Genomic DNA, 11,701 nt, shown 5'->3' with positions numbered 1-11,701 from the left:
TTTTTTTACTTGCAATGGAGACTTTGTCGTTGAATGCACTAACCAATTTTGCTCACTCACGTACCGCCTGGCTGATCTTGATGTTTTCAGCTGTTGCACTTGAACTAGCAGCCCTATTCTTTCAATACGTTATGCAGCTCAGTCCCTGCGTTATGTGTATCTATCAACGCGTCGCGGTTTTTGGCTTAGTGTTTGCTGGATTGATTGGTGTTATAGGTCATAATTCACGAATTGCACGTTTTATAGGTCTAGCAACTTGGGGAGTTAGCGCAGGATGGGGGCTTAAGCTCGCAATTGAATTAGTCGATATGCAAACTAACCCCTCTCCTTTTGCAACTTGCTCATACTTACCAGAATTCCCTAGTTGGCTACAGCTGCATGAGTGGTTACCATCAGTATTTATGCCAACAGGTATGTGCACTGATATCCCATGGGAGTTTATGGGCGTAACTATGGGGCAATATATGATTATCGCTTTCAGTGTTTATCTGCTAGCCCTGCTGGTGTTTATGATCCCAGCACTTAAAAAGTCGATTAAATAGAGAGTATTAAGTTAACCCCATAAAAAAACGCCCGACTAAATAGGGCGTTTTTATTTATATATTGAGCAAAGACCACAACTGTTTATTCAATATCTTTCATAGGCCACAAAACGATGTGGTCTTCAATATCACGTACTTTTGTCTCGCAGGTAACTTTACCAGCAACTGACATACCGGCCAAGATCATAGCCTCTTTTGAGCCTGTGCGCAGAGGGTGCCAAGTTGGAAGCTCACGCCCCATAAATAAACGACGATAAGCGCAACTATCGGGTAACCAAGTTAATGACTCAATATTATCTACGGTCACTTTAGTACAACTTGGAACAAACTTAAAACGCTGCTCATAGTTGGTGCAATGCCCTGCTTTGTTATCTAGTAATTGGCAGGCGGCATTGGTGTAATAAAGCTCTTCAGTTTCATCATCAATGAGTTTATTTAGACAGCATTTACCACAACCATCACAAAGTGACTCCCACTCTTCAGTGCTCATTTGCGCTAAGTTTTTTTCGTTCCAAAATGCCATGCTTAACTCATTAACTCGTATTCAACCAATTTAGGCGCGCATTATACAGCGCAGTCATATCTGTGCCCACCACACATTCGTTTTCTATTTTAGTTAAGGCGACAAAATTGCAATTATTGTGATATCGCTGACATTTGCGTACAACATTTAAGCAGAGCAACTACCATCTATTAAGTTCTACAACTAAAGATGGCTATCTAGCACCTACGACAACCCAACTTATCGTGATAAAAAAACGCTAGTTTATGACAACTTCTCGCAAAAAAGCACGCCTACAACATAAGTTGAACTTATGGGTCGTCAACGAAAAACGGTAATAGCAGATGAAATCAAATTAACAGGTCGTTAGATAATCGCTGGAAATTTAATTCTTTCGGAAAGGTAACTTACTGTAATGGCAAAATAGTCCGAATCCTTCCAACTTCGCAAGCTGCGATAGTTACCATACACCAGATATTTTCGACCACTCACACCGTCGGGCATCACCATTGAAACATACATATCGTCGCGTTTTGGCAAAGTACTTCCATCAAAACGGGTTACACCTAAACTTTGCCACTCCGTAAATGTCTTTTCAATTTTTAAACCCGCGAAATTTGAATTAAAGTTCACGGGGACTTTTACCTGCCGCCCCCAAGTCTGTGAATCTTTCCAACCATTTTGTTGTAGGTAATATGCAATAGAGGCAAAAGCATCGCTGATATTACTCCAAATATCTTTTTTACCATCACCATCGCCGTCTTGGGCGTAATCTAAGTAAATACTTGGGTTAAATTGATTTAATCCCATCTTACCGGTGGAATTACTTTTTAGGTCAGCAAAAGCGATGTTATCTCTTTCAATAATCTTGAGCGCATCAATAAATTGCTTCTGATAGAACGCTTCGCGCTCGCCTGCAAAAGCTAAAGAAGCGCTAACCGATAAAACGGAGTAATTACTACCCAGCTTACCAAAGTTAGCGTCTACCCCCAAAATGGCCACAATAAAGCGAGGCTGAACACCATAGTGTTTGCCAATCGTAATCAGTTGTTGTTGATGTTGCTTGTAAAAAGCACGCGCCGTATCGACTTTAGATTGCGGCACGGCGTTTGGTAGGTAGGTATCAAGTGTTGCTAATACAACAGGTTCGTTGGTTTTTCCGACCTGCGCTTTTTTAAATCGCTTTATTTTGGGAAAAACATCATTAATTGTTTCTAAACTAATCCCTTTATCTGCGGCTAGTTGCTTTAAAGTCGCAACATAATCACTAAAAGAACCTTTAACTTGCTCTTCGGCAGCCCCAACCACCGGCATAACACTCAAACAAAAAGCCAGAACCAAAACATGTTTTTCTAAACCCATAAATCCCCTTGATACACCTATAATGGCTTTCCCTAAAGGTTAATCAGGGTTAAAGCCGATGTCTTTCTTATGTTGTTCTAGTAAATTAACAACTGGAGGGGGCAGCTGCAAATAAAATCCTTTCTCTTTCAACTCTGCTCTTACTTTATGGATATCGGCAAAACCTAAATGGTCGCGTTTTTCTATCGGTAGCATCATCACTAATTGTGGCTCACCAAACATGGCCATTAATGCTTCAGGAACACGTTCAAAATCATTACGTTTTTCAACGAAAAGGTAACTTTCGGCCTTTCTAAGGCTTTTATACACTGCACAGATCATATACGACTCAATTTCCAAACTATTCAACTTGCCAGCTACGAAAGCACACTATACCATGGACCGTTAGGAATATAATGGATATCGGCCTCGTGCTGAACTTTTCTAGAGAGCAATACAGGAATGCAAACACCTAGCCTAGAATTAAAAGGCTCCTCTTTTACTCTTTCTGTACTGCATATCAACAATGATGATATGGCAGTTATAGCAGCTGAGTTAGATGCTAAGCTCGCCATTGCACCACAGTTTTTTATTGGTGCACCTTTAGTGGTTAACCTTAGTGCTATTCAAACTGAAGATTTTGACATACTTGGTTTAAAAGAAATATTAACCAGTCGTCATTTGATTGTTGTGGGCATAACAAGTGCATCTGCCGCGCTCACAAAACAAGCTAAATCTATTGGTCTTGCAGCAGTAAAATCAGGAAAAGAAGCCACTTCACAGCCTCAATTACCTAAAACGACTAAAATCGTTAAGCAAAATGTCCGATCAGGGCAACAAATCTACGCCAAGAATGCAGACTTAATCATTATTGGCGCAGTGGGTAACGGTGCAGAAGTAATTGCTGATGGCAGTATCCATATATACGGCACATTGCGTGGTAAAGCGATGGCTGGCGCAGCGGGTGACAGAAATACTGTCATCATGGCACAAAAAATTGAAGCAGAACTGGTATCGATTGCAGGTCAATACTGGTTAACTGAAAATCTTCAGCAAAACGGAGCCGCTCCAAGCGGTTGTATTCGCCTAGAAGGCGAAACGCTTACGGTTGAATCATTGCCTCTGTAAGAGCGCAAAATTGAAAGGATTATTATAAATGGCGCAAATTATTGTTGTCACATCGGGTAAAGGCGGCGTGGGTAAAACCACCTCAAGTGCTGCAATTGCCACTGGTCTTGCGATGAAAGGCCATAAAACCGTGGTTATCGATTTTGATATTGGTCTACGTAACTTAGACTTAATCATGGGCTGTGAGCGCCGAGTGGTATATGACTTTGTTAATGTAATTAATGGCGAAGCAAACCTTAATCAAGCTTTGATTAAAGATAAGCGCACACCAAAATTATTCGTCTTGCCAGCGTCACAAACCCGTGACAAAGATGCATTAACCAAAGAGGGTGTAGGTAAGGTATTAGAAGATCTCGCTAAAGATTTTGAATACATTATTTGTGACTCACCTGCGGGTATTGAAACAGGTGCCATGATGGCGCTGTACTTTGCAGATGTAGCGGTTGTAACAACTAACCCTGAAGTCAGCTCAGTGCGCGATTCAGACCGTATCTTGGGTATGTTACAAAGCAAGTCTAAGCGTGCTGAAGACGGTTTAGAGCCGGTGAAAGAATACTTGCTACTAACTCGCTACTCTCCAGCTCGAGTAACTACCGGTGAAATGCTAAGTGTGCAAGATGTAGAAGAGATCTTAGCTATCCCATTGATCGGCGTGATCCCAGAATCACAAGCCGTACTCAAAGCCTCTAACTCTGGTGTACCTGTTATTATCGATCAAGAAAGCGATGCAGGTATGGCTTACAGCGATGCTGTAGAAAGGTTATTAGGTGAAGAACTGCCTTTCCGATTTCTTAAGGAAGAGAAGAAAGGTTTCTTAAAACGAATTTTTGGTAGCTAACTATGTCCTTACTTGATTACTTTAAAACAAATAAAAAGCCCAGCACGGCTGTCACAGCTAAAGAGCGACTGCAAATCATCGTAGCCCATCAGCGCGGTGAACGTGATGCACCGGATTATTTTCCGCAGATGAAGCAAGAAATCATTGAAGTGATCCGTAAGTATGTGCAAGTAGGCCCAGATCAAGTCTCTGTGCAGCTTGATCAAAATGACGAAAACTTGTCGGTACTCGAGCTTAATGTCACCCTACCAGAGCAAAACTAATTTTTAGTTAGCTTTCTTGTTATCAATAGTGGCTGTGTAGCTGTGCTATTGGTACCAAGCAGAAAGTGATATCAAACTTAGAGTAATAAAAAGCCCGCTATTGCGGGCTTTTTATTCGTTTTCAATACTTAACGTTAACTACTGAATTATTGGAGCTTCAGTGCGTAAAGTGCTTCTGCGACAATCGCTTCACGCCATCCCGTTAAGATTAGCGGCTTATCACCTTGCTTACCGGCCCAAACCCACTCTAGATACTCGTGAATAAACTTCTTAGAGCCAAGTAGTTCAATTGGAATATTGTGTACTTCCGCTTGCTCTGTAATACAATTTTTAATGCTCTTAAATGCAATTTTATAACCTGTCTTCAGCGCTATCACATCTAGCGGTTTAGGCGGATTATCAAAGCTAACATTAGCTATAATCCGGCAAATCTCTTTACCATGAATACGCTTTTCTTGCTCAGTAAGCTCGGTTAGCTTATACAGATCATTACTGTTTTTAGGTTGTTTCTTGGCAAGACCAATCAACGCATGATCTTTGACCACAAAACCTAATGCTAAATCCTTTTGCAATGCACGTCTTAAACGCCAGCTAGCTAAGTCTCTCAGCACCGCAAGCTGATTGCTGGTGAGCTGAAAAGCATTTTTAACCTTTAAGTAAGCTGTATCTGGCTCAGGAAGATCGAGTCGACCTTGAGTGATACGTTCACCTTCTTCATATACCCAATCGAGTCTGCCCTGCTCTTTTAATTTCTGCACCAATTGTGGATATAGCTTATAAAGATAATAAACATCATTGGCGGCATAGTTTAACTGCGCTTCGGTCAGAGGACGCTTAATCCAATCAGTACGTGATTCACCTTTATCTAAGCTGACTTCTAATGTTTGCTCAACGAGTTTCGCGTAACCCAAACCGTGCCCCATGCTAGCTAAACTTGCCGCTATTTGGCTATCAAACAAGTTAGTTGGTTGGCATTGCCCATAATGAGCAAACACTTCTAAATCTTCGCTGCATGAATGAAGTAGCTTTACACTGCTTTCTTTCTTAAGCAGTTGCCAAAATAGATGTAAATTACTCACGGCCAATGGATCGATTAGCGCGAGTGTTTTACCATCATAGGCTTGAATAAGACCTAATCTTGCATAGTAGGTGCGAGTACGAACAAATTCTGTGTCTAGCACCAATAAATCAGCTGCTTGGTATTGCTCTACAAGGGCCGCTAAACTGGCATCATCTTCAATATATTGAAACGCTAACAAAGTTGTCTACTCCATAAATATGCAAAAGCCGGCAATTGCCGGCTTTAGTCTAATCAAAAGTGGCAATCACCACTTAATGACTAATGAGGTTAATCTTGCTTAGCCTCATCTCTTAATTCCCGACGTAAGATCTTACCTACGTTGGTTTTAGGCAGTTCATCTCTAAATTCTACCAGCTTAGGGATCTTATAGCCCGTCAAATGCACTCGACAATGCTTGATTACGTCCTCTTTGGTTAAAGATTTGTCGTTTGCAACAACAAATACCTTAACTAATTCACCAGACACTTCATGCGGTACGCCCACTGCAGCGACTTCAATCACTTTCGGGTGCAGAGCAACGACTTCTTCAACCTCATTTGGGAACACGTTAAAGCCCGATACTAAAATCATGTCTTTTTTACGGTCAACGATAAAGAAGAAACCTTTTTCATCCATGTAACCGATATCACCCGTTGCTAAATAACCGTCTTTATCAATAACATTACTAGTTTCTTCAGGACGTTGCCAATAACCAACCATGACCTGTGGACCTTTAGCGAATAACTCACCAGTTTCGCCTTGGGCTAAAACATTACCTTCATCGTCACGCACTTGAATATCAGTGTTGGCGACAGGGAAACCAATAGAGCCGTTATAGCCATCTAGATTATATGGACAACAAGTTACCAGCGGAGCTGCTTCTGTTAAGCCATAACCCTCAAGTAGTCGGGTCTTAGTTAATCCCTGCCACTTGTCAGCAACAGCACGTTGCACAGCCATACCGCCACCAATTGATAATTTCAGCTCACTAAAGTTAAGCTTAGCGAAATCTTCGTTATTCACCAACGCATTAAATAAAGTATTAACACCGGTCAATACCGTAAATGGATGCTTTTCTAATTCACTAATAAATGCAGGCAAATCTCTTGGGTTAGTGATCAGCAGGTTATTAGCGCCTTTATGAATAAACAGTAAGCAGTTAACCGTTAATGCAAAGATATGGTAAAGCGGCAATGCTGTAACCACAAATTCTTTACCTTGATCCAACATTGGCCCATAAGCCGCATCAGCCTGTAGTAAGTTGCTGACAACATTACCATGGCTAAGCATTGCACCTTTAGACACACCTGTTGTACCGCCGGTATATTGTAAAAATGCTAAATCGTCTTTTTTAACTGTAGGTTTCACGTATTGCATACGTCGACCTTTAGATAAAGCCTTACGCATAGAAATAGCATGTGGCAAATGGTACTTAGGCACCATTTTCTTAATGTATTTAACCACAAAGTTAACCACGGTACGCTTTGGTGCACTGAGTAAGTCACCTAAACCGGTTAAGATAACGCTTTCGACTGGCGTATCAGCAACCACTTTTTCTAACGTATGGGCAAAGTTTGATACCACTACGATAGCCTTTGCGCCAGAGTCATTTAGCTGATGTTTAAGCTCACGCGGTGTGTATAGTGGATTAACATTCACGACCACCATGCCTGCACGTAAAATACCAAACAGTGCAATAGGATATTGTAAAAGGTTTGGCATCATAATCGCGACTCTGTCGCCTTTATTTAGCTTCAACTCATTCTGGAGGTATGCCGCAAACGCTCTGCTACGCTCTTCCAACTTGCGATATGTCAAGGTTGCGCCCATATTGACAAACGCTGGTTGATCCGCATATTTAGCCACTGATGTCTCAAATAAATCAACAAGCGATGCATATTGCTCTACATCAATCTCAGAAGGCACATCGTCCGGTAGATTATTAATCCAAAGTTGGTCCACAAAAATCTCCTAATATCTCCACCTGCGGTAATCAAACCCGCAATGGTTGTTAGCAGCTTGCCAACAAGCAAGCTAAAACACTGTCTATTCTTTATATTTTTAGTCAACGCCAATAAATCATACAAGCGTTTAAATTTTGATTATCATCACATAAAAGAAACAAAAAACCTAGCCTCTTTTTGCTTAGACTTTTAAGAATGCCTCAATTGCGAGAGACACCTTTAGCGCATTCCCCATATGCAGATGGTGATCACCCTCGAGCTCTATAGTCTGTAATTGTTTAAACCAGCGATTCGCCATCGGGATCGCTTCTCGTAATTGCGGGAATCCGCCACTACCAGAAATTAATAGAGTTTTGACTGTATGAGCTTGCATTAAGGCATCGACTTGAGAAAAAGTCAGTCTTAAAGGGGAATCTAATTTTAAGCGAGGATCACTGCGCCAGCATACCCCAGAATCAAGGTTTTGCATATTGCGCTGAGTCAATAATTCGCACCATTGCAGGTCTAGTGCGGTTAATTTGTGCCGAGCATTGGCAGCAATTGCCATATCTCGATAAATACTGACGGGTTTAGATAGTGATGCCAGAAAGCGCCTGTGGTCACTAAAACTATTAGTTAAGCGTTTTTTAGACTTAGACTCGTTTTCATATAGAGGGGAAAGCGCTTCAATTAACACCAGATTACTTATGTTATCAGGAAAAGCTGCTGCGTAGGCAGAGGCAATAATCCCGCCCAAGGAGTGGCCAACGATTGCGACAGGTTGTGTTTCAAGTACAGTAAGTAAGGCATCTAAATCGTAGAGATAATCTATCCAGTGCAAGGGATATGCCCCGGGCCTATGCTGCGAGCCGCCATGACCGGGCCAGTCAATGGCTAAGATTTGATATTCAGTTAGATAATGGCTGAGTGGTTCAAAGCTATTGGCATTATCTAACCAGCCATGTAATGCCAATAGCAAAGGTTTGTCTGGCGAACCCCACAAGCGTCCCGCTAAATTGATATGAGGTAGCTCTAAGGTTATTTCGTTATCGGATTCGCAGACTAAGTGCATCTATACAATTACTTTTTAATAAATTTAAGCGTCATTCTATCGCTTTCACCGATATCCAGATACTTTTGTTTATCTTGGTCTTCAAGCGCTAAACGTGGCGGCAAAGTCCACACCCCTTTCGGATAATCTTTAGTATCTTTAGCATTGGCGTTGACTTCAGAGCTAGCAACAAAGGTAAAGCCGGCTTTTTCAGCAAGCTTAACCATTTCAGTTTGATCCATATAACCGGTTTTAGCATCCATTCCAGGGTTAGCTCTATGCTCAACAATACCAAAAGTACCACCCGGCTTTAGCACTTTATAAGCTGATGCAAATACAGGCTCTAAATACCCTTTCATTGCCCAGTTATGTAAGTTTCTAAAGGTCAATACCGCATCAGCGCTATTATCTTTACCCATCACGTAATAGCTAGGAGGATCGAAAGTCACTGTACTTGCTGCGCCAAGCTTTTGTTTATTGTAGCTAAGCCAAGCTTCGAACTTCTTGCCTGACTTGGCGCGATAACCATTTTTGAGCTTTTCATCACTTGGATTGGTATCGAAGTTGCCCGCAACGTAATGACCTTCACTTGCTAAGTATGGCGCTAAGATCTCAGCATACCAACCACCACCTGGCCAAAGTTCAATCACGGTATCAGTTGGTTTAATTTCAAAAAAAGTTAAGGTTTGCTGTGGGTGACGGTATTCATCACGAGCGCTGTTTTTAGCTTGTCGAAAGTCACTAGTTAAAGCGGCTTCTAGCGCTGTATTGCCATGATTGTGTGCGTTAGCTGCCGTGCTTAAAAGCGATAGGCTACAAGTGCTAGCAAGTAAGATACTGGCTGCAACAATTTTCTTTTTCATTATCAATCTCCCTTATATGATAGGCATCAACCTAGCAGTCAGTTAACAAAAAACCAACCCATATAAACAGAGATTTACATTTTAGAGTGACTGAAACGAATCAACGGATATCGTATTTTGCGTTAAGTGGACAAATTATAGAGAAGAGTCGTTCAATAGAGGACTGTTAATCACGGCGTTTAGCAGCGCTGTCGACTCTACGCCAGCATAAAAACAGCATTAACGCGCTTGTCGCTAACCAAACTCCCACCCAAAACCAAGCCGGAAGCCAGCTTTCACCCGCCAGCATATTGGCATCGCCTTGCCCTTCTAAACCTAAAAGCACCATAGGGCTGGCTAGCGCATTTAAAATAATCATCAGCGCTATTACTCTTAGGAAAGTGGCTAAAAACCGGTTCAATTGCAGCTTGAGTGGCAATAAGAACAAGCCCGCAAGACTCACTAAAATGGCAATGGTCAAAAGATCTCGTGCCCATAGTAATATCGTCAGCACAACTGCCCCGCCTAATACAGCAAAACTGACTCGGATCCCTTTTGGCCAAGTGGCAAACATAAAAATAAGATAACCCCAAAGGGCAGCACCAAAATAACCAGCAAAACCAATTAATAATGGCCAACCACCTTGGCTAAAGCATAGCCCGGCCCCATTAGGAAAAAGCTGAATATGACTCACTGCCCCACCGGAAAAAAGTGTAGCAAGCGCGTGTGAGACCTCATGAAAATAACTTTCGAGCCATTTAAAAGGCACACTAACAAAGGGAATACGTGTCACGAGGAAAGCGATGAGGAGTTCTATAAAAAATCGAGTTCGTCCAGGGGCTCCCGAAGGCTGAACACCTTGAGGTAAAGAGTTATCAGCGGCGTCTGAGTGGCGGTTAAGCATAAGTATCTATACCGACCATCTGCTGGATCTCATCTCGCTTTGCAGCATGTTGGTTAATCAAATATTCTGCCACCGCGCCACGTTGACCGCCGGTTTGACTTTCATACTCAACATGGGCGCCTAAACGAGATTGCAGTGTTGCTACATCTTCGTGATAAACATCCACCAGCGCTTGCTGTGGATTAATTGCCGCAGAACTTTCAACAGCTTCAGGCGTGATCGCCGGAGTTTGCTGGCTAGCAACAGACTTGTTGACCTCAATTTTTGCAGCCTGATGCGTTGTTGCAAGCTGGCTGGCATTTATCAGCATGACACAGTCCTTAATTTAGCAAGTCATCGCTCACTCGCTAATTTAACCTTAATTAAAAGGGAGTTCACTATCACTCATATTGAGTAGCAACTGTTATAACAGCTATTTAACTTATGACTTTAACCTAAATAATGTTCTACAAGGTATTACTTTTGATTAGGTTTTTAAAGTTAATCAAAACTAAAGTGCTTGTAGATCATAATTAACTACGCAGCTTATTCTCTACCTGGCAATTTTTGCCAGGTTACTGTGTCACGTAAATATACTGGAGTCAGTTCATCAACACTGGTGCTCAAGCCGTTATTCACACCCTCTTGGGCAAGCGCCAACATAAACTTGGCTTCAGGGAATTTCGCCGCCTCACATAAAGACATAGTCTCACTATGCTCAAGTATTTCAGGGTAAGCATCAAAACCGGTACCACAAGCTGCAATCGGCTGAGTTAAATCTAGACTTAACACAATATCAGCAGGCGCACTCACGACTTCTTCATTAACTAAAGTTGCAAGACCATCAACTGCAATATATTGGCCCCAATACACTTCGCCCATGCGAGCATCGATTGCAGCGAGAACTTGGCTTGCGCCCTGTTCAATCGCAGCTTGCGCCATTGCAGCTAAAGTTGAAATACCAATAACGGGTAGTTCTTGGCCAAGAGCTAAACCTTGAGTAATACTGGTGCAAATTCGAATACCAGTAAAACTACCGGGCCCTCTGCCGTAAGCAATCACATCAACATCTTGCAGCTTCAGATCAGCTTCGCCCAACACCGATTTCACCATAGGCAACAAACGCTGGCTATGTTCACGCGGTGCATCGGCTTGCTCGCTAAAGGTTTTACCTAGGTGGCTAACCGCTGCAGAACACGACTCAGTACATGTATCGAGCGCTAAAATGCTCAGCTGTGTCGTATCGTTAGATTCTTTTGTCATGAATTACTTACCAAACCTATAATTTATATAATTTTATACCGCAAA

The 11,701-nt window shown here is 42.0% G+C and carries 14 protein-coding genes; 4 read left to right on the top strand and 10 right to left on the bottom strand.

Annotation, left to right across the window (positions count from 1 at the left end):
* Positions 1-29: 29 nt before the first annotated feature.
* Positions 30-542 carry a disulfide bond formation protein DsbB gene (dsbB, locus tag AB4298_RS16555; protein ID WP_248997386.1) on the top strand — a complete coding sequence of 171 codons (513 nt, stop codon included), beginning with the start codon at positions 30-32 and terminating at the stop codon, positions 540-542.
* An 82-nt stretch (positions 543-624) separates the two neighbouring features.
* Here the strand turns inward: dsbB and AB4298_RS16550 are convergent, their stop codons facing one another.
* The 3 genes from AB4298_RS16550 to AB4298_RS16540 form a co-directional block, all read right to left on the bottom strand.
* Positions 625-1,065 (bottom strand): YcgN family cysteine cluster protein, encoded by a 441-nt coding sequence (locus tag AB4298_RS16550; RefSeq protein WP_371987542.1) that lies wholly within the window; start codon positions 1,063-1,065, stop codon positions 625-627.
* A 345-nt stretch (positions 1,066-1,410) separates the two neighbouring features.
* Positions 1,411-2,406 carry a lytic murein transglycosylase gene (locus AB4298_RS16545; RefSeq protein ID WP_371987541.1) on the bottom strand — a complete coding sequence of 332 codons (996 nt, stop codon included), beginning with the start codon at positions 2,404-2,406 and terminating at the stop codon, positions 1,411-1,413.
* A 39-nt stretch (positions 2,407-2,445) separates the two neighbouring features.
* Positions 2,446-2,727: a YcgL domain-containing protein gene (locus tag AB4298_RS16540; protein ID WP_371987627.1), complete on the bottom strand. Its 282-nt coding sequence runs from the start codon at positions 2,725-2,727 to the stop codon at positions 2,446-2,448.
* A 120-nt stretch (positions 2,728-2,847) separates the two neighbouring features.
* On the opposite strand from AB4298_RS16540, the gene minC reads away from it, so the two are divergent.
* Genes minC through minE form a run of 3 tightly spaced genes read left to right on the top strand, consistent with a single transcriptional unit; the run spans position 2,848 to position 4,614 of the window.
* Positions 2,848-3,513, top strand: a complete 666-nt coding sequence (gene minC, locus AB4298_RS16535) for a septum site-determining protein MinC (RefSeq protein WP_371987539.1) — start codon at positions 2,848-2,850, stop codon at positions 3,511-3,513.
* A gap of 28 nt (positions 3,514-3,541) precedes the next feature.
* A complete protein-coding gene (gene minD / locus AB4298_RS16530) occupies positions 3,542-4,351 on the top strand; it encodes a septum site-determining protein MinD (RefSeq protein ID WP_371987538.1) in 810 nt (269 codons plus the stop codon).
* Positions 4,352-4,353: 2 nt separating this feature from the next.
* Positions 4,354-4,614 (top strand): cell division topological specificity factor MinE, encoded by a 261-nt coding sequence (minE, locus tag AB4298_RS16525; RefSeq protein WP_248470561.1) that lies wholly within the window; start codon positions 4,354-4,356, stop codon positions 4,612-4,614.
* 146 nt (positions 4,615-4,760) lie between these two features.
* Here minE and rnd read toward each other — a convergent pair whose 3' ends face one another.
* The 7 genes from rnd to tsaB all read right to left on the bottom strand — a co-directional run bounded on the left by rnd (position 4,761) and on the right by tsaB (position 11,656).
* Positions 4,761-5,873 carry a ribonuclease D gene (gene rnd, locus AB4298_RS16520; protein WP_371987537.1) on the bottom strand — a complete coding sequence of 371 codons (1,113 nt, stop codon included), beginning with the start codon at positions 5,871-5,873 and terminating at the stop codon, positions 4,761-4,763.
* 89 nt (positions 5,874-5,962) lie between these two features.
* Positions 5,963-7,636, bottom strand: a complete 1,674-nt coding sequence (gene fadD, locus AB4298_RS16515) for a long-chain-fatty-acid--CoA ligase FadD (protein ID WP_248997392.1) — start codon at positions 7,634-7,636, stop codon at positions 5,963-5,965.
* A 183-nt stretch (positions 7,637-7,819) separates the two neighbouring features.
* Positions 7,820-8,689, bottom strand: coding sequence for an alpha/beta fold hydrolase (locus AB4298_RS16510; protein ID WP_371987536.1), 870 nt, complete (start codon positions 8,687-8,689; stop codon positions 7,820-7,822).
* 8 nt (positions 8,690-8,697) lie between these two features.
* Positions 8,698-9,531: a class I SAM-dependent methyltransferase gene (locus AB4298_RS16505; protein WP_371987535.1), complete on the bottom strand. Its 834-nt coding sequence runs from the start codon at positions 9,529-9,531 to the stop codon at positions 8,698-8,700.
* Between the two features lie 166 nt (positions 9,532-9,697).
* Positions 9,698-10,414: a M50 family metallopeptidase gene (locus AB4298_RS16500; protein WP_248997395.1), complete on the bottom strand. Its 717-nt coding sequence runs from the start codon at positions 10,412-10,414 to the stop codon at positions 9,698-9,700.
* The gene (locus AB4298_RS16495) at positions 10,407-10,724 is read right to left on the bottom strand and encodes a hypothetical protein (protein WP_371987533.1); all 318 of its coding nucleotides are present in this window, start codon (positions 10,722-10,724) and stop codon (positions 10,407-10,409) included. Before AB4298_RS16495 ends, AB4298_RS16500 begins: the two co-directional genes overlap by 8 nt.
* 215 nt (positions 10,725-10,939) lie before the next feature.
* Positions 10,940-11,656 (bottom strand): tRNA (adenosine(37)-N6)-threonylcarbamoyltransferase complex dimerization subunit type 1 TsaB, encoded by a 717-nt coding sequence (tsaB, locus tag AB4298_RS16490; RefSeq protein WP_248997397.1) that lies wholly within the window; start codon positions 11,654-11,656, stop codon positions 10,940-10,942.
* Between the last annotated feature and the right edge of the window lie 45 nt (positions 11,657-11,701).

Source organism: Shewanella sp. 10N.261.52.F9, from assembly GCF_041471165.1.
In the GTDB taxonomy this organism is placed as follows: Bacteria; Pseudomonadota; Gammaproteobacteria; order Enterobacterales; family Shewanellaceae; genus Shewanella; species Shewanella marinintestina.
This window is presented reverse-complemented; position numbering and strand designations above follow the sequence as displayed.

Coding starts and splice junctions, on each gene's coding strand:
- minC (WP_371987539.1), top strand. CDS start 2,848: ATGCAAACACCTAGCCTAGAATTAAAAGGCTCCTCTTTTACTCTTTCT.
- tsaB (WP_248997397.1), bottom strand. CDS start 11,656: ATGACAAAAGAATCTAACGATACGACACAGCTGAGCATTTTAGCGCTC.
- AB4298_RS16505 (WP_371987535.1), bottom strand. CDS start 9,531: ATGAAAAAGAAAATTGTTGCAGCCAGTATCTTACTTGCTAGCACTTGT.
- AB4298_RS16540 (WP_371987627.1), bottom strand. CDS start 2,727: ATGATCTGTGCAGTGTATAAAAGCCTTAGAAAGGCCGAAAGTTACCTT.
- minD (WP_371987538.1), top strand. CDS start 3,542: ATGGCGCAAATTATTGTTGTCACATCGGGTAAAGGCGGCGTGGGTAAA.
- AB4298_RS16495 (WP_371987533.1), bottom strand. CDS start 10,724: ATGCTGATAAATGCCAGCCAGCTTGCAACAACGCATCAGGCTGCAAAA.
- AB4298_RS16510 (WP_371987536.1), bottom strand. CDS start 8,689: ATGCACTTAGTCTGCGAATCCGATAACGAAATAACCTTAGAGCTACCT.
- minE (WP_248470561.1), top strand. CDS start 4,354: ATGTCCTTACTTGATTACTTTAAAACAAATAAAAAGCCCAGCACGGCT.
- AB4298_RS16550 (WP_371987542.1), bottom strand. CDS start 1,065: ATGGCATTTTGGAACGAAAAAAACTTAGCGCAAATGAGCACTGAAGAG.
- AB4298_RS16500 (WP_248997395.1), bottom strand. CDS start 10,414: ATGCTTAACCGCCACTCAGACGCCGCTGATAACTCTTTACCTCAAGGT.
- AB4298_RS16545 (WP_371987541.1), bottom strand. CDS start 2,406: ATGGGTTTAGAAAAACATGTTTTGGTTCTGGCTTTTTGTTTGAGTGTT.